This is a genomic window from Rhizobium bangladeshense (assembly GCF_017357245.1).
GTDB classification, from domain to species: Bacteria; Pseudomonadota; Alphaproteobacteria; order Rhizobiales; family Rhizobiaceae; genus Rhizobium; species Rhizobium bangladeshense.
Map to the genome: position 1 here is coordinate 1,309,648 of NZ_CP071612.1, position 18,293 is coordinate 1,327,940.

General features: G+C 63.0%; 12 protein-coding genes. 10 read left to right on the forward strand and 2 right to left on the reverse strand.

All coding sequences use genetic code 11. The features are described 5' to 3' along the window. The first annotated feature begins 65 nt into the window (after positions 1-65). The 9 genes from J2J98_RS06430 to J2J98_RS06470 all read left to right on the forward strand — a co-directional run bounded on the left by J2J98_RS06430 (position 66) and on the right by J2J98_RS06470 (position 11,709). Complete coding sequence (locus tag J2J98_RS06430) at positions 66-491, forward strand: hypothetical protein (protein WP_064706665.1); 426 nt, start codon at positions 66-68, stop codon at positions 489-491. 109 nt (positions 492-600) lie between these two features. Then, positions 601-1,731 carry a c-type cytochrome biogenesis protein CcmI gene (ccmI, locus tag J2J98_RS06435; protein ID WP_207602663.1) on the forward strand — a complete coding sequence of 377 codons (1,131 nt, stop codon included), beginning with the start codon at positions 601-603 and terminating at the stop codon, positions 1,729-1,731. After that, entirely contained in the window at positions 1,728-2,201 is a 474-nt protein-coding gene (ccmE, locus tag J2J98_RS06440; protein WP_207602664.1) for a cytochrome c maturation protein CcmE, read from the forward strand. The genes ccmI and ccmE overlap by 4 nt, the downstream gene beginning before the upstream one ends. Further along, on the forward strand, positions 2,198-4,192 hold the full coding sequence (locus J2J98_RS06445) for a heme lyase CcmF/NrfE family subunit (RefSeq protein ID WP_207602665.1): 1,995 nt from the start codon (positions 2,198-2,200) through the stop codon (positions 4,190-4,192). Before ccmE ends, J2J98_RS06445 begins: the two co-directional genes overlap by 4 nt. Next, positions 4,189-4,680: a cytochrome c-type biogenesis protein gene (locus tag J2J98_RS06450; RefSeq protein ID WP_207602666.1), complete on the forward strand. Its 492-nt coding sequence runs from the start codon at positions 4,189-4,191 to the stop codon at positions 4,678-4,680. The genes J2J98_RS06445 and J2J98_RS06450 overlap by 4 nt, the downstream gene beginning before the upstream one ends. Before the next feature lie 129 nt (positions 4,681-4,809). Then, positions 4,810-6,384, forward strand: coding sequence for a Do family serine endopeptidase (locus J2J98_RS06455; RefSeq protein WP_138393540.1), 1,575 nt, complete (start codon positions 4,810-4,812; stop codon positions 6,382-6,384). Positions 6,385-6,450: 66 nt separating this feature from the next. After that, positions 6,451-7,206 carry a response regulator transcription factor gene (locus J2J98_RS06460; RefSeq protein WP_375337092.1) on the forward strand — a complete coding sequence of 252 codons (756 nt, stop codon included), beginning with the start codon at positions 6,451-6,453 and terminating at the stop codon, positions 7,204-7,206. Beyond that, complete coding sequence (locus J2J98_RS06465) at positions 7,203-8,615, forward strand: sensor histidine kinase (protein ID WP_138393538.1); 1,413 nt, start codon at positions 7,203-7,205, stop codon at positions 8,613-8,615. The genes J2J98_RS06460 and J2J98_RS06465 overlap by 4 nt, the downstream gene beginning before the upstream one ends. Before the next feature lie 136 nt (positions 8,616-8,751). Beyond that, a complete protein-coding gene (locus J2J98_RS06470; protein ID WP_207602667.1) occupies positions 8,752-11,709 on the forward strand; it encodes a bifunctional [glutamine synthetase] adenylyltransferase/[glutamine synthetase]-adenylyl-L-tyrosine phosphorylase in 2,958 nt (985 codons plus the stop codon). Here the strand turns inward: J2J98_RS06470 and J2J98_RS06475 are convergent. Beyond that, positions 11,706-14,009 (reverse strand): PAS domain-containing sensor histidine kinase, encoded by a 2,304-nt coding sequence (locus J2J98_RS06475; protein ID WP_207602668.1) that lies wholly within the window; start codon positions 14,007-14,009, stop codon positions 11,706-11,708. The genes J2J98_RS06470 and J2J98_RS06475 overlap by 4 nt on opposite strands. 190 nt (positions 14,010-14,199) lie before the next feature. Beyond that, positions 14,200-16,848 (reverse strand): aminopeptidase N, encoded by a 2,649-nt coding sequence (gene pepN, locus J2J98_RS06480; protein ID WP_207602669.1) that lies wholly within the window; start codon positions 16,846-16,848, stop codon positions 14,200-14,202. A gap of 418 nt (positions 16,849-17,266) precedes the next feature. On the opposite strand from pepN, the gene J2J98_RS06485 reads away from it, so the two are divergent. After that, a complete protein-coding gene (locus J2J98_RS06485; RefSeq protein WP_064706676.1) occupies positions 17,267-18,205 on the forward strand; it encodes a DMT family transporter in 939 nt (312 codons plus the stop codon). The last annotated feature ends 88 nt before the right edge of the window (positions 18,206-18,293 follow it).

The window sequence follows — 18,293 nt, forward strand, 5'->3', positions numbered from 1 at the left end:
AATGCTGACACGGGGACGCTGCACTTCGATCGGCTGAATTTGACCTCTGATCGCGGTTCGACGCAATGATTCTACGCTCGCAAGGCATGATGGTTTCCGCCCTTCTTCTCGCTGTCGTGCTGTCCGGCTGCACGACGACGAAGGGCGTTGCTTCGCGCGGCATTTTTTCGAGCAAGCCGTCCGCATCGGCCGCCTTCATCACAGCGCTTCAGGGCGGCATCGTCGGCCGCAGCGGCGTGAGCTTGAGCGATAGCAACAAGCAGCGGGCGCTTGAGGCGGAATATCGGGCGCTGGAAGGGGCGGCGGTCGGCCAGCCGGTGGTCTGGAACGGCAACGACGTGACGGGCAAGGTGGTGGCGGCAGCACCCTATCAGGTCGGTTCGCAGAATTGCCGGCAATATACCCATACGCTGACCGTCGACGGCAAGGACACTGTGGCGCGGGGTGCTGCCTGCCGCAACGAAGACGGCAGCTGGTCGCCGCTCGGCTGAGATGGTTTCCGACCAGGAAAGGCCCTAGATTGCGGCGAATAGCCTCAATTCTTCGTCATTCCGGCTTTGGCAGTTGGAATGGCCGTGCGCTTCACGTATTTGGGCCGATATGCTGTTCTGGATTCTCGTTGCCGCTCTGACGGCAGCCGTCGCCGTCATCCTGCTTTACCCCCTTCTGCGCGGTGCGAGGGCGGCGCAGAGGAGGCGCGCCGGCGAGGCGGCAGTCTATCGGGACCAGTTGCGCGAACTCGACCGCGATCTTGGTGGCGGGCTGATCACCCCGGAAGAGGCTGATTACGCCAGGGCCGAGATCGGCCGGCGGCTGATCGCCGTCTCTGCCGGCGAGCCGGAGACGATAGAGAAACCGATAAGGCATCACCGCATCATCGAAGTCCTCGTCCTCTTGATCTTGCCGGTGCTCGGGCTCTGTCTTTATTTGACGACGGGCAGGCCGGACCTGCCATCGCAGCCACTGGAAGCGCGGCTGGAAAACCCCGGCAACGACGTGGCGGTGCTGATCGCCAAGGCGGAACGGCATCTGGCCCAGAATCCCGACGACGGCAAAGGCTGGGACGTGCTGGCGCCGATCTATTTCCGCACGATGCGGGTGGCCGATGCCGAGGTGGCCTACCGCAACGCGATACGGCTTCTCGGCCCGAGCCCGATCCGGTTCGACGGCCTTGCCGAGACGCTGATCACGATCTCCGAAGGGGTCGTGACGGAGGAGGCCCGCCAGGCGCTGGAACAGTCGCTGACGTTGGAGCCCGACAATCCGCGTGCCCGCTTCTACATCGCGCTCAGCTTGGAGCAGGCGGGACGAACCGACGAGGCGCGCCGGGCCTTCGAGGCGCTGGCGCAGCAATCGCCCGCCGATGCGCCCTGGCTGCCGCTGGTCAATGAGCATATCGCCAAGAATGGCGGCGCGGCTGCCCAGCCGGCGGCGCCTGGCGGACCGACGTCGGAAGACGTGGCGGCGGCTGAAAGCATGAGCGCCGGCGATCGCCAGCAGATGATCCGCGGCATGGTCGAAAGCCTCGATGCCAAACTCCGCGAGGATCCCAACAATTTCGAGGGATGGATGCGGCTCGTCCGCTCTTACGCCGTATTGAACGATAAGGATCGCGCAGCCGATGCCGTGAAGCGGGGGCTTGCCGCCTTTCCGCCGCCCGGCGAGCAGGGCCGGCAATTGCTGGCGCTTGCCAGGGAACTTGGCATTGCCACGGAGGAAATGACGCAATGACGCGCAAGCAGAAGCGCCTTGTGGTGATTGCAGGCGGGATGAGTTTCATCCTTGCGGCGGTGTTATTGGTGATGTTCGCCTTCAGCCAGTCTGTGGCGTATTTCTACATGCCTGGCGATCTTGCCAAGACGCCGGTGGCGCCGGAGACCCGCATCCGGCTCGGTGGTCTTGTGGGTGAGGGCAGCATCGTGCGCGGCGCCGGTTCGACGGTGGAGTTTTCCGTCACCGACGGCAGCGCCAATGCTGTGAAGGTCAAATATACCGGCATCCTTCCCGATCTGTTCCGCGAGGGCCAGGGCGTCGTTACCGAGGGCGTGTTTGCCGCCGGCAGCAACGTCTTTACTGCCGATACCGTGCTTGCCAAGCATGACGAGACCTATATGCCGAAGGAGGTGGCTGACAAACTGAAGCAGCAGGGGCTGTGGCAGGAGGGCCAGGGGCAGGGACAGGAGGCAAAGGCGACGCAATGATCATCGAGATCGGCCATTACGCGCTCGTGCTGGCGCTGGCGACGGCGCTCATCGTCTCGGTCGTGCCGGTGATCGGCGCCCGCCGCTATGACCCGGCGATGATGGATGTGGCGAGCGTCGGCTCGATGGTGATGTTTTTGCTCGTCGCCTTCTCCTTCGCCGTCCTGACCTATGCCCATGTCGTCTCCGACTTCTCGGTCGAGAATGTCTGGGAGAATTCGCATTCGCTGGTGCCGCTGATCTACAAATATTCCGGCGTCTGGGGCAATCACGAGGGATCGATGATGCTCTGGCTGTTGATCTTGGCGCTGTTCAGCGCGCTCGTCGCGATTTTCGGCGGCAATCTGCCGGAGACGCTGAAGGCCAATGTGCTTGCCGTGCAGGCCTGGATCTCGTTCGCCTTCACCCTGTTCATTCTTTTGACCTCCAATCCCTTCCTGCGGCTCGATCCGGCGCCGGCAGAGGGCCGCGATCTCAATCCGGTGCTGCAGGATATCGGCCTCGCCATCCACCCGCCGCTGCTCTATCTGGGTTATGTCGGCTTTTCGGTCTGCTTCTCCTTTGCCGTCGCAGCCCTGATCGAAGGCCGCATCGACGCCGCCTGGGCCCGCTGGGTCAGGCCCTGGACGCTGGCTGCCTGGACCTGCCTGACGCTCGGCATCGCCATGGGCTCCTACTGGGCCTATTACGAGCTCGGCTGGGGCGGCTGGTGGTTCTGGGATCCGGTGGAGAACGCCTCCTTCATGCCCTGGCTTGCCGGCACTGCGCTTCTGCATTCGGCCCTCGTCATGGAAAAGCGCGAGGCGCTGAAGATCTGGACGGTGCTGCTTGCCATCCTGACCTTCTCGCTGTCGCTGATGGGCACCTTCCTGGTGCGCTCCGGCGTGCTGACTTCGGTGCATGCCTTCGCCAGCGATCCCACCCGCGGCGTCTTCATTCTTTCCATCCTGCTGATCTTCATCGGCGGGGCGCTGTCGCTGTTTGCCCTGCGCGCGCCGAAGCTGTCGGCTGGCGGGCTGTTTGCGCCGATCTCGCGCGAAGGCGCCCTCGTCCTCAACAATCTGATCCTGACGGTCGCCTGCGGCACGGTGCTCACAGGCACGCTCTATCCGCTGCTTCTGGAGACGCTGACCGGCGACAAGATCTCGGTCGGGGCGCCCTTCTTCAATTTGACCTTCGGCCTGCTGATGGCGCCGCTGCTCGTCATCGTGCCGTTCGGGCCGCTGCTTGCCTGGAAACGCGGCGATCTGCTCGGCGCCCTGCAGCGGCTCTACGTTGTCGCCGGTCTCGCTTTCGCCGCCGCCCTGGTCTTCTTCTATCTCGAGCACGGCGGGCCGGTGCTGTCGGTGCTCGGGCTGGCGGCCGGCCTGTTCCTCATCCTCGGCGCCGTTGCCGACCTCTGGTATCGCGCCGGCATCGGCAAGGTGGCGGGCTCGCTCGCCTGGCGACGCCTGTCAGGCCTGCCGCGCTCGGCCTTCGGCACGGCGCTCGCCCATGCCGGGCTCGGCGTCAGCGTGCTCGGCATCGTCGCCGTCACCACCTTCCAGAGTGAACATGTCGTCGAGATGAAACCGGGCCAGACGGTCGAAGCCGGCGGCTACAGTCTGCAGTTTGACGGCATGCGGCCGGCCAGGGGACCGAACTATACCGAGGAGCGCGGCCACTTCACCATCCGGCGCGCCGGTGTCACGGTTGCCGACACCTGGTCGGCCAAACGCCTGTACACGGCCCGGCAGATGCCGACGACGGAGGCCGGCATCCTGACCTTCGGTCTCAGCCAGCTCTACGTCTCATTGGGCGACGCCACCAGCAACGGCGGCATTGTCGTGCGCATCTGGTGGAAGCCGCTCATCCTCTGCATCTGGGGCGGCGCCTTGATCATGGCCGTCGGCGGCTTCGTATCGCTTTCCGACCGGCGTCTGCGCGTCGGCGCCCCGCGCAGAAAGGCCAAGGCAAAACCGGCCGCCCCTGCCATGGAGCCGGCGGAATGAGGCGGCCTCTCTTCAGTCTCATCGTAGCCCTGTTCGTGCTCTTCGCACCCGTTTCCGCCTTCGCCGTCAATCCCGACGAAGTGCTGGCCGATCCCGCGCTGGAGGCCCGCGCCCGCACCCTTTCGGCGGAACTGCGCTGCATGGTCTGCCAGAACCAGTCGATCGATGATTCCAATGCCGAGCTCGCCAAGGACCTGCGCTTGCTGGTGCGCGAGCGCATCAGGAATGGCGACAGCGATGAGGCGGTGCTCAACTATATCGTGTCGCGCTACGGCGAATTCGTGCTTCTGAAGCCCCGGTTCAGCGTGAGGACGGTATTGCTCTGGGGCGCGCCGGTGCTGCTGATCCTCGCCGGCGGCGTGTCGCTGCTCGTCTTCGCGCGCAAGAGGGCAGGCCGGCCGACCGGAAGCAAGCTTACGCCGGAAGAGCAGGCGAAGCTCAGCGAGCTTCTCGAAAAAGAGCCGTCCGCACGCGGCGGCCGTGACTGAACATTTCAAACATTACGAACTTTTCATTGATCGGACAGTTCGCAGTAAGGTGCGGCGTCCTATATCTTCTGTCATCGACTGATCCGGCGCTGCCGGTCTGAAGATCTAAGAACAAGAGAAGGTGCTCCAATGCTCAAGAATTTCAACGGACGTCCGTCCCTCGCCACCGTGCTCAAGGCGTCTACTGTCGCCGGTATCGCGGCCGCTGTGCTCGCAACTGGCGTTCCGCTCGAAATTACCCGGTCCTATGCTGAAGCCGTCAAGGTCCAGGCGCCCGCGGTTCCGAGCTTCGCCAACGTCGTCGATGCGGTTTCACCCGCCGTCGTGTCCGTCCGCGTGGAAAACCGCGTCAATCCCGTCGCCGACAACAATGACGGCTTCTCCTTCGATTTCAATGGCCGCGGCTTTGACGACCTTCCTGACGATCACCCGCTGAAGCGGTTCTTCCGGCAGTTCGGTCAGGACCCGAATGACCAGCAGGGTCATTCGCGCCGCTTCGGCCAGGGTCCGAATGGCCCCGGTAAGGGCCGTCTGCGGCCGGTCGCTCAAGGCTCAGGCTTCTTCATCTCCGAAGACGGCTATATCGTTACCAACAACCACGTGGTTTCCGACGGCCAGGCTTTCGTCGCTGTCATGAATGACGGCACCGAACTCGATGCCAAGCTGATCGGCAGGGATCCGCGTACCGACCTCGCCGTGCTGAAGGTCGACGGCAAAGGCAAGAAGTTCACCTATGTCAACTGGGCCGACGACAACAACGTCCGCGTCGGCGACTGGGTTGTCGCCGTCGGCAACCCCTTCGGCCTCGGTGGCACGGTCACGGCCGGCATTGTTTCGGCTCGCGGCCGCGATATCGGCTCGGGTCCCTATGACGATTACCTCCAGGTGGATGCGGCCGTGAACCGCGGCAACTCCGGCGGTCCGACCTTCAACCTCAACGGCGAAGTCGTAGGCATCAACACCGCGATCTTCTCACCTTCGGGCGGCAGCGTCGGCATCGCCTTCGCCATTCCGGCCTCGACCGCCAAGGATGTCGTCGCCGATCTGATGAAGGACGGCCAGGTTTCGCGCGGCTGGCTGGGTGTCCAGATACAGCCGGTAACCAAGGACATCGCCGAATCCATCGGCCTTTCCGAGCCGAGCGGCGCCCTCGTCGTCGCCCCGCAGCCGGGGTCGCCGGGTGACAAGGCCGGCATGAAGGCTGGTGACGTCGTCACCGCGCTCAACGGCGAGACCATCAAGGATGCCCGCGATCTCAGCCGCCGCATCGGCGGGATGCAGCCGGGAAGCAAGGTCGAACTCTCGGTCTGGCGCGCCGGCAAGGCCCAGTCGCTCACCGTCGAACTCGGCACGCTGCCGGCCGATCAGAAGGATGCCAACGCCGATGACAACAATCAGCCGCAGCAGCCTGAGGCGCCTGCCTCCGAGAAGGCGCTTGCCGATCTCGGCCTGACGGTCGGTCCTTCCGACGACGGCAAGGGCCTGGCGATCACCGGCATCGACCCGGACTCCGATGCCGCCGACAAGGGCATCAAGGAAGGCGAAAAGATCACCTCGGTCAACAACCAGGAGGTCTCCACCGCTGCGGATGTCGTCAAGGTGCTGAACCAGGCCAAGAAGGACGGCCGCACACGCGCGCTGTTCCAGATCCAGTCCAGCGAAGGAAGCCGCTTCGTCGCGCTTCCGATTAACGGTCAGGGCTGATCCGCAGGAAAACCGAAGCCGTGCGGACCAAGGTCCGCGCGGCTCTATTCCTTTGACCTTTCAAGGATGATCGCGATGAGCCCCGCTCCGCAGCAAGATGCTTTGAGCCTTGCCGAAACGCAGCCGGTGGGTAATGTCGGCCGCATGAAGATTCTCATCATCGAAGATGATCTCGAAGCCGCGGCCTACCTCACGAAAGCCTTTCGTGAGGCGGGCATCGTCGCCGATCACGCCAGCGACGGCGAGGCCGGCTTGTTCATGGGGTCTGAGAACACCTACGACGTCATCGTCATCGACCGCATGCTGCCGCGCCGGGACGGGCTTTCGGTGATCAGCGAATTGCGTCGCAAGGGCATCCATACGCCGGTCCTCATCCTCTCCGCCCTCGGCCAGGTCGATGACCGCGTGACCGGCCTTCGTGCCGGCGGCGACGATTACCTGCCGAAGCCCTATGCCTTCAGTGAGTTGCTGGCGCGCGTCGAAGTGCTCGGTCGCCGCAAGGGCACCCCGGAGCAGGATGTCGTCTATCGCGTCGGCGATCTGGAACTCGACCGGCTCTCCCACGAGGTGCGCCGCGGCGGCAAGGAAATCCCGCTGCAGCCGCGCGAATTCCGCCTGCTCGAATATCTGATGAAGAATGCCGGCCAGGTGGTCACCCGCACCATGCTGCTCGAAAACGTCTGGGACTATCATTTCGATCCGCAGACAAACGTCATCGACGTCCACGTCTCGCGCCTGCGCTCGAAGATCGAGAAGGACTTCAGCCAGCCGCTCCTGAAAACCATTCGGGGCGCGGGGTATATGATCAAGGATGAGGGATGAGCCGCTTCAGGGTGCTCTTCAAGTCCACTGCAGTCCGCCTTTCGGCACTCTACATTCTGCTATTTGCCATCTGCGCCGCGACGCTCGTCTTCTATGTGACAGCGATGTCGGAACGGCTGCTGACGGGTCAGATCCGCGATGCCGTCCGGCAGGAGGTAGAGCAGGTGCAGCGCGCCTATGACGCGGGCGGCATGAACCTTCTGCTGCGCACCATGGAGCGGCGCGCCCGCCAGCCTGGCGCCAATCTCTACATCATCGCCGGGCCCTCTGGTGATATTCTCGCCGGCAATGTCGCCTCGGTGCAGCCTGGTGTCTTCGAGGAGGTCGGCTGGACCTCGGCCCCCTTCGCCTATCAGCGCTATACAGATGGTGGTGGTGTCGAGCGCCGGCACAAGGCGATCGCCAATATTTTCGTGCTCGACAACGGCTTGAGAATTCTCGTCGGCCGCGACCTCGGCGATCCCGAGCGTTTCCGTCTGCTGGTGCGCCAGGCGCTGATGGTGGCTTTGGCAATCATGGGGCTCGGCGCGATCATCATCTGGTTCGGCATTGGCCGCAACGCCTTGAAACGCATCGACCGCATGTCGGATGCGAGCAAGAAGATCATGGCAGGCGATCTGTCTCAGCGCTTGCCGGTCGGCGGATCCGGCGATGAGTTCGACCGGCTGTCCATGTCGCTGAACACCATGCTCGAACGCATAGAGAAGCTGAACGAAGGCTTGCGGCAGGTCTCCGACAACATCGCGCACGATCTCAAGACGCCGCTGACGCGGCTGCGCAACAAGGCGGCCGATGCCCTCGATATGACCGACGGCGATACGCGACGCGCAGCGCTTGAAGGCATCATCTCCGAATCGGACCAGCTGATCCGCACCTTCAACGCCCTGCTGATGATTTCCCGGGTCGAGGCCGGATCGGTCGCGGCGGAGATGTCGCCGGTGGAGCTTTCGGCCATCGTTTCCGACAGCGCCGAGCTTTACGAACCGGCTGCCGAAGAGGCTGGGCTTGGCCTTGCTTCCAGCATCGAGCCGGATATCGAAGTGCAGGGCAATCGCGAGCTGATCGGCCAGGCGATCTTCAATCTGCTCGACAATGCGATCAAATATTCCTCCGATACGAAAGGGGCGGGCGAGGTGTTGCTGAAGCTTGCCCGCCGCCCGGACGGTATTTGCCTGTCGGTGGCCGACCATGGACCAGGCGTCCCCGCTGACCGACGCGGTGACGTAGTGAAGCGCTTCGTTCGCCTCGACGAAAGCCGTTCGAAGCCCGGCACCGGCCTTGGACTCTCGCTGGTGGAGGCGGTGATGGAGCTGCATAACGGCCGATTGGAGCTCTCCGACACCAACCCCGACAAACCCGAGCAGCGCGGACTGACCGTCAGCATGATCTTCCCGGCCAAGGCTGCTTGAACGGCTTGGGCCGAAACTCGATCGATTTAATCGTATATTGGCGGTTTTCCGCCAGGACCCTAAGTTAACCCGGAACGAAGGTGGCGGGCCGCGATTCTGGTGATCGCTATCTGCTATGTAGAGCCAGGGAGAGCGCATGCTGACAAAATCGACGCATGGCCTGAAGGATGTCGCCGAAGGGCTGCTGCGTCCGCTGAGCCAGACGGAGCTGAAGCTGGCGCTGACCGATCTTCAGGAAGCGAGCAAAAGCGAGCCCTCGGTGGCCGCCATGCTGAAAGCGGAAGGGCGGCTGCGTGATTTCATCGCCGCTGTGCTGACGCTGTCGCCCTACCTGCGCGATATTGTCAATCTCGACCCCGCCATCCTCGCAGGCGCCATCAGCGAACCTCTGGAGCCGCAGATCGAAGCGCTGATCGCCGAGGCGCGGGGCTGCTGGCGGCCGGACGGCGAGGGGGCGGCGCCGGCGGAATCCGTGGTGATGAGCAGGCTGCGCGTCATCAAGCGCAAGGCCGCTTTTCTCGTTGCGCTCGCCGATCTCTCGCGCATTTTCGACAGCCGGACGACCACGGCCTGGCTGAGCGCGCTTGCCGAAGCTTCGGTCGCGGCTGCGATCGACCATCTGTTGCTCGCGGCGCATGAAGGGGGAAAACTCCGGCTGCACGACCCGGTGAAACCAAGCGAGGGCTCCGGCCTGATCGTGCTCGGCATGGGCAAGCTCGGCGCGTCCGAACTCAACTATTCTTCCGATATCGATCTCGTCGTCTTCTTCGACGAAGAGGCCGGCATCGTGCCCGACCCGGATGACGCGATCGAGGTCTTTCCGAGGATGATGCGCCGGCTTGTGCGCATCCTGCAGGAGCGCACGGCGGACGGCTACGTTTTTCGCACGGATCTGAGATTGCGTCCCGATCCCGGCTCGACGCCGCTGGCGATCCCGGTCGATGCGGCAATGATCTATTATGAGGGCAGGGGCCAGAACTGGGAGCGGGCCGCCTTCATCAAGGCGCGCGCGCTGGCCGGAGACCTTGCGGCCGGTGCGGAGTTCCTGCGTGGGCTGTCGCCTTTCGTCTTCCGTAAATATCTCGATTACGCGGCGATCGCCGATATTCATTCGATCAAGCGGCAGATCCACGCGCATAAGGGTCATGGCGCGATCGCGGTCAAGGGTCATAATGTCAAGCTCGGCCGCGGCGGCATCCGCGAGATCGAATTCTTCGTTCAGACGCAGCAGTTGATCGCCGGCGGCCGTATGCCGGCGCTGCGCGGCCGGTCGACGGAGGAGACACTCGGCGAACTCACCAAGGCGAAATGGATCGATGAGCAGACCCGCGACGAACTGACGGAGGCCTATTGGTTCCTGCGTGACGTCGAGCATCGCATCCAGATGGTGCGCGACGAGCAGACTCACCTTCTGCCGGAGACCGATGCCGACCTGAAGCGCATCGCCTTCATGATGGGCTTTTCCGACACGCCGAGCTTTTCCGAAAGGCTGGTTGGCGTTCTGAAGACGGTCGAGCGGCGGTATGCCCGCCTATTTGAGCAGGAGAGCAAGCTTTCCACTGAAACCGGAAACCTTGTCTTTACCGGCCAGGGCGACGATCCGGATACGCTGGTGACGCTGAAGAAGCTTGGCTTCACCAGGCCATCCGACATTTCCCGCATCATCCGTACTTGGCATTACGGCCGCTATCGCGCGACGCAATCGGTGGAGGCGCGTGAGCGGCTGACGGAGCTGACGCCCGAACTGCTGCGCGTCTTCGGCGAAAGCAAGCGCGCCGATGAGGCGCTGCTGCGCTTCGATAGCTTCATCTCGGGCCTTCCCGCAGGTATCCAGCTCTTTTCGCTCCTCGGCAGCAATCCGGCGCTCCTGTCGCTGATCGTCAACATCATGTCCTCGGCGCCCCGGCTTGCCGAGGTGATCGCCGCCAAGCCGCATGTCTTCGACGGCATGCTCGATCCCGGCTTGATGGCCGAGCTGCCGACGCGCGACTATCTCGGCGAGCGCCTGAAGGGATCGCTCGTCCAGGCGCGCCATTATGAGGAGGTGCTCGACCGGCTGCGCATCTTCGCCGCCGAGCAGCGCTTCCTGATCGGCATCCGCCTGCTCACCGGAGTGATCAACGGCGCCATGGCCGCCCGCGCCTTCACCCATCTCGCCGATCTCATCATCGCGGCGGCGCTCGATGCCGTGACGAGCGAGATGCGAGCCGCGCATGGCGATTATCCCGGCGGCCGCATCGCCGTTGCCGGAATGGGCAAGCTCGGCAGCTTCGAGCTGACGGCCGGTTCCGACATCGACCTGATCCTGCTCTATGATTATGACGACGCGGCTTCCGAGTCCGATGGGCCGAAGCCGCTCGACGCCACGCGCTACTTCACCCGCATCACCCAAAGACTGATCGCCGCCTTGTCGGCGCCGACCGCCGAAGGCGTTCTCTATGAAGTCGACATGCGGCTGCGCCCGTCCGGGAACAAGGGGCCGGTTGCCACCCGTATCAATGCCTTCCGCAAGTACCAGCGTGAGGAGGCTTGGACCTGGGAGCATATGGCGCTCAGCCGCGCCCGGCTGATCTCAGGCGATGACAGCCTGATCGCAGAGGCGGAACATATCATCCGCGAAGTGCTGACAGCCGATCGAGACATCGCCAAGGTGGCGCATGACGTTGCGGAGATGCGCGGACTGATCGACAAGGAAAAGCCGCCATCCGGCCCCTGGGACTTGAAGCAGATACCCGGAGGCGTCATCGATCTCGAATTCATCGCCCAATACCTGGCGTTGATCGCGCCAACCAGAGGCGCCGGCGTTGCCGTGAACGGCAAGAGCACAGGCGAGGCTCTTAAGATCCTTGGCGACCGGCTGATGCCGGCGGCCGACCTCGACACATGCCTCGAAGCCTTCGCGCTCTATACCAGTCTTTCACAGCTGATCCGGCTCTGCATCGAGAGCGAGTTCGACCTGAACGACGCGCCTGCCGGCCTCATCGAGCTCGTCTGCCGTGCCGGCGACTGCCCTGACATCAGGACGCTGGAAGGGGAAGTGAAGCGGCTTTCGAAAGCGGTGAGAAAGATATTCGTGAATACGGTGAAAGTCTAAGCGTTATCCGGAATGCGCAGCGAGATCACCGTACCCACAGCTTCGCGCGAGCGGATCTTCATGCGCCCGCCATGCAGCGAGGTGAGCGAGCGGGAGATGGCGAGCCCGAGGCCGGAGCCGCCCTTGCTCTTGGCGTACTGGCTCTGCACCTGTTCGAAGGGCTGGCCGATCTTCGACAGCGCTGAGCGGGGGATGCCGATTCCGGTATCGGCTATGGTGACGGCCACGGCTCCGTTGACGCGGCGCGTGCGCACCGCGATGCGGCCGCCATTGTCAGTGAATTTCACCGCGTTGGAGAGCAGGTTGAGCAGTACCTGTTTCATCGCCCGGCGGTCTGCCATCAGCGTCAGGCCTGAAGAGATGCGCTGCTCGATGACGATGTTCTTTTCTGCAGCAGGAATGGCGGTAAAGCGCAGGCTTTCCTCGATCAGCGGCACGAGGTCGATGCGTTCGCGGTGCAACATCAGATGGCCGGCCTCGATCTTCGACATGTCGAGAATGTCGTTGATGACGTTCAGCAGATGTTTGCCGCTGTCGTGGATGTCACGGGCATATTCGTCGTATTTCAGCGAGCCGAGCGGACCGAACATCTGGTTCTGCAGGATTTCGGAGAAGCCGAGGATGGCGTTGAGCGGGGTGCGCAGCTCATGCGACATATTGGCGAGGAATTCCGACTTCGCCTTGTTGGCGGCCTCGGCGCGCTCCTTCTCCGCCTGATAATTGGCGTTCGCCGTCGAAAGCTCGGCTTTCTGGAGCTCGAGCGTCTGGCGCGAGGCGGAGAGGTCGCCGATCGTCGCCATCAGCCGGCGTTCGGATTCGCGCAGCCGCTCCTGATGACGTTTCATCAGCGTGATGTCGGTGCCGACCGAGACGCGGCCGCCGTCGCGGGTGCGTCGTTCGTTGATCTGCAGCCAGCGCTCGTCGGCAAGCTGCACCTCCGTGGTGCGTCCCGAGCCGTCGGCATCGGCGACCCGCCGCTCGATCACGGGGCGGGCGGCGGCGGCATTGACGATCGAGCGCTCGGTGCCGGGCACCAGCACGCTGTCCGGCAGGCCATAGGCCTGCTGGAAATGCGTGTTGCACATGACCAGCCGGTCGTTCTTGTCCCAGAGCACGAAGGCTTCCGAGGTGCATTCGATGGCGTCGGCGAGCCGCTGGTCGGCTTCCGCATAGCGTTGGGCGAGCCGGTGCTGTTCGGTCACGTCCATGGCGATGCCGATCAGGTGCATGCGGCCGGAATTGCTGCGGATCACCTGGGCGCGGGCCCGCATCCAGACATAGTGGCCGCCGGCATGGCGCATGCGGAAGATCTGATCGACCTGGCCGGAATGGCCGCTGGCGATGGCGCGTGCGATCTCATAGAGCCCGCCGTCATCCGGATGCATCAGCCGGGCGGCTTCGCCGAAGCCCATCGTCTTGTCGGAGGCCGGCAGGCCAAGCATATCGTACATCGATCGCGACCAGAAGAATTCGCGGTTCTCGAAATCGAAGTCCCAGAGGCCGCAGCGGCCGCGCGACAACGCCGTCTCGACGCGCAGGTTTGATTCCAGAAAGATATCGTCGGCGTCGCGGGCGCGCTTCACCTGCGTGTAGTAGGCGTAGAGGATGACGAGCAGGATCGAGGATATGCCGGCAAACAGCGTGACGTTGAGCGCGAGTTCCTCGCGCCAGAGCCGGCCGATCTCCTCGAGCGAGGTGGCGGCGACGATATAGCCGCCGGCATTGCCCATCAAAGTGATCTCGGCATAGTGCGGCACACCGCCGATCGTGGTTTCGATGACGCCCGCCCGATCGCCGAAGCGACGGATCGCCGAGACCTCCGGGAAGAAATCGCCGACATTGCTGCCGACATGCGGAAGCCCGGCTGTCGTCGCGGCGAAAACCTTGCCGCTGGCCTGCACCAGCAGCACGAAAGCGCCGCTGTCCAGCCGGTCCTGCGGCAGGTATTTGGTGAGGCGTGTCTGGGCTTGGCCGATATCGCCGCGGTCGAAGATATCGGACACATCCGCGAACACAGCCGAGGCGGTCGCCGCCGAGAGCGCAGTGGCGTGGCGGGCGGAAGCTTCCAGCCGGCCATATTCGCTCATCATGCCGAAGAAATGTGAGGCTGCGACGACGGAGAGGAAGGCGATGATCAGCGCCGGAATGGTGCGCTTCAAAATGAGCTCCGCCTTCGGGAGATGACGAAGGAGCGGTTCCGATGTCGCATGACCGGAAAGGCTGTTTCGCCAGGCTCTCAGCCCGTCAAAATCGACACGCAGCCGTCCTCCGGCCACGGTTGCCCGCCGCACGTCCATCATCTCTTCGCCTTGTCCCTCGTGTGATTCGCGCGCCGCTCGCCCGAACCTGAGCTAGAGAATCACGGGTGATTCGCCTTGTCCAGAGGCAAAGCTAAAAATCCGTTAACTATTTAAATTCTTGTAATTTTCGCGCGATGCGAATCGCGGGCGAGCCGGCCGCCGCTTCCTGTGCCGCGGCCAGTTCGGCAAATCACCCTTTAAGCGTGCGCTCTACGATATCACGCACGTCAGTGGAAAGGTTCGGCGCCTGTTCGATCTTCATCAGTGCGGCGCGGGCGTGTTCGGCGCGCGTCGGCTCCAGCGAGCGCCAGGAGCGCATCGAGGTAAGGATGCGAGCGGCAAGCTGCGGATTGCGCTCGTCGATTTCGAGGATTTCATCGGCGAGGAAACGGTAACCTTCGCCGTCGGCACGGCCAAAGCCGGTCGGATTGGCAAAGGCGAAGGTTCCGACCAGCGCCCGCATCCGGTTCGGATTGGTCCGCTTGAAGAGCGAATTCTCCATCAGGGTGCGAACCCTTTCCAAGGCCTTGGCGCCTGGGATGCCGGCCTGGATCGAGAACCATTTGTCGATGACGAGCGCGTTTTCTGCAAAGCGGTCGCGGAACGCGGCCAGCGCCTCGCTCGTCTGCGCGCTCTCGGGAAAATAATGGGCGAGGATCGTCAGCGCGTGGCTGAGATCGGTCATATTGTTGGCTGCGTCGAATGCGGCCTTGGCGCGGACGGGCGTCTGTTCCGCGTGCGAGAGATAAGTAAGCGCGCTATTGCGCAGGGCGCGCAGGCCCGCGCTTTTGGCATCCGGGCTGAAACCGCCTGATGACGTGGTTGCAGCGTAGAGGCTGGCAAAAACATCCTTTCCGGCGTCGGCGATCTGTCTCAGGATCGCCTGCCGGCCGGCATGGATGGCCTCGGGGTCGTTGTTGCTGCCGAGTTCGCGGGCAATATCGGCTTCGCTCGGCAGAGCCAGCGACTGGGCGCGCAAGGCAGGTTCGAGGCTCTCGTCGGCGGCAGCCCCAATCAGCGCCTCGACAAAGGTTGCCTCGCAGGCGATGGACTTGCCCTCACGCGCGTCTCGGGCGGCTTTGAGAAGGTTCGGCAGCGCCAGGTCGGTCAGCGCCTGCCAGCGGGCGAAATGATCCGTCTCATACCGGGCGAGGCTGGCAAGATCGACCGGGCTTTGATCAAAATGCAGGTTGATCGGCGCCGAGAAGCTGCGGTTAATCGACACAACCGGGCGCGAGCCGATGCCGTGGAATACCACTGTCTGGGCGCGGTCGGTCAGGTGCAGCACCTCGCCGGCATATTCCGCGCCGCTGACCGAGCTCGGCTCGATCTTGCCGCCGTTTTCGCCGAACAGCGCCAGGCTGAGCGGAATATGCATCGGTTCCTTTTTCGGCTGGCCGGGTGTGGCCGGGACCATCTGTTCGAGCGACAGGGTGAAGGTGCCGGCTACCGGATCATAGCTGCCCGATGCGGTGACGAGCGGCGTCCCGGCCTGATGGTACCAGAGCGAGAATTGCGTGAGATCGCGCCCGCTCGCATCCTCGAAACATTTGACGAAATCCTCGATCGTCACGGCCTCGCCGTCATGACGGTCAAAATAAAGATCCATACCCTTCTTGAAGACGTCATGGCCGAGCAGCGTCGCGATCATCCGCGTGACCTCGCTGCCCTTCTCGTAGACAGTCCGCGTGTAGAAATTGTTGATCTCGCGGTATGTCGTCGGCCGTACGGCATGGGCGAGCGGACCGCCATCCTCCGGAAACTGCTCGGATTTCAGATGGCGCACATCGGCGATGCGCTTGACCGGGCGCGAGCGCTGATCGGAGGAAAATTCCTGGTCGCGATAAACCGTCAGGCCTTCCTTGAGGCACAGCTGGAACCAGTCGCGACAGGTGATGCGGTTGCCCGTCCAATTGTGAAAATATTCATGCGCTATGACCGCTTCGATATTGGCATAGTCGGCATCGGTCGCGGTCTCGGGATCGGCAAGGACGTATCTGTCGTTGAAGATGTTGAGACCCTTGTTCTCCATCGCGCCCATGTTGAAGTCGGAGACGGCGACGATCATGAAGATATCGAGATCGTATTCGCGCCCGAACCTCTCTTCGTCCCACTTCATCGAGCGCTTCAGCGCATCCATGGCGTAGGCTGCGCGTGGCTCCTTGCCGTGTTCGACATAGATCTTCAGCACCACTTCGCGCCCGGACATGGTGGTGAAGGTGTCTTCGACGACGCCGAGATCGCCGGCGACGAGGGCGAAAAGGTAGCTCGGCTTCGGATGCGGGTCGAACCAGGCGGCGAAATGTTTGCCGGGGCCGTAGCCGGCGCCACCAAGGAAATTGCCGTTCGACAGGAGCAGCGGGTTGGCCGCCTTGTCGGCGATGATGTTGACCGTGTACGGAGCGAGCACGTCGGGCCGGTCGGGGAAATAGGTGATGCGGCGGAAGCCCTCCGCCTCGCACTGCGTGCAGTAGATGCCGCCGGTGCGGTAGAGGCCCATCAGCTGGGTATTTGCTTCGGGATTGATGATCGTGGTGATCGTCAGTTCGAAGGGAGCGCTCTCCGGCAGGTCGCGCACGGTCAGGCTTTCCGGCGTTACATCATAACGTGAAGGGGCAAGCTCTACCTGGTCGAACAGCAGCCCCGCCAGCGTCAGCTCGTCGCCGTCGAGTACGATCGGCGCCGCAATATCGGCGCCCGGGCGACGACGAAAGATCAGACGTGCTTCGACCTTCGTCTCCGTCGGATCGAGTTCGAATGTCAGGTCCACGCGTTCCAGCACGAAGTCGGTGGGACGGTAATCTGCCAGATGAATGACCTGGCCGGTATCTGTTCGCATGGTGTTTCCTGAAGACCGTTATCTGATAACCGCGGATACAGAGGCGGGCGCGCTCTGCCTAAATTGCTGGGCATGATTACATTAAAGTCTGAACCAAAGTTAAAGCAAATTGCCCCCAAGTGCGAAGTTCATGGGCAAAATATGTTGCTGGTCGAAATGCGCTAAATGGATTGAGCGCCCCTTGTTCGCCGCGTCGCTCGCCGTCCGCAGCGCGGCGCGGTATCAGCCAGGGCCATCGCAATTCTTTGAGCCGCATTGTCGTGGCTGCAGCCGAAAGTGATTTCGTAATTATCCGGCCTTAGTGCGATTTTTTCGCACCTCTCGGTTTTCTTTAGCTACGATGGCTGACGTCACTCGCCGCGTCCCCGAGTCGGACGCGTCTCCCCGTTCCTGTTAAGTCAGCATCAGAGCCAGGATCATGCACTCGGTTCTCAGAAACCCGATGAGAGGCATTGCGCTGAAAGTCTCGTCGGTCGTGGTCTTCCTGGCCATGCAGACCTTCATCAAGCTGGCCGGACCGGATATCCCGCCGGGTCAGGTCACCTTCTGCAGGTCCTTCTTCGCGCTCTTTCCGATCATGGCCTATCTCGCCTATATCGGTCAGCTGCGGGCAGGTTTCCACACCGCCAATCCGGTCGGGCACCTCAAGCGCGGCACAATCGGCATCCTGTCGATGGCTTTCGGTTTTTATGGCCTTCTGCATCTGCCGCTGCCGGAGGCGATCGCGCTTGGCTACGCCTTGCCCCTCGTCGCCGTTATCTTCGCCGCGGTTTTTCTCGGCGAAACCGTGCGCATCTATCGTTGGAGCGCCGTCTTCGTCGGTCTGGTCGGTGTGGCCATCGTCTCCTGGCCGAAACTTACGCTGTTTCGCGACGGCGGCATGGAAGCCGGGCAGGCCCTCGGTGCGGTTTGCGTCCTGCTGTCCGCCGTTCTCGGCGGCATGGCGATGATCCAGGTGCGTCGTCTTGTCGAGGAAGAGAAGACTGCGACGATCGTGCTGTATTTTTCGCTCACCGCGTCGGTCTTCTCGCTGGCTTCCCTTCCTTTCGGCTGGCTCGTCCTGCCATGGCCGTCGGCGCTTTATCTGATCGCTGCCGGCTTTTGCGGTGGCGTTGCGCAGATCCTGCTGACGGAAAGCTATCGCCATGCGGATGTCTCCACCGTCGCGCCGTTCGAATATACCTCGATCCTGCTCGGCGGCATCGTCGGCTACTTCGTCTTCGGCGACGTGCCCAGCGTGACCATGCTGATCGGCACCGTCATCATCGTTGCTGCCGGTATCTTCATCATCTATCGCGAGCATCAGCTGGGTATCGAACAGCGGGAGGCGCGCAAGGCGACGACGCCGCAAGCCTGAGGTTAGGGACCGGCAGGATTTTAACGCACGGATTGCCGCTGCGCATTCTTGCTTCCGGCGAGTGAAAAGAGTGGTGAATTCTCAGGAT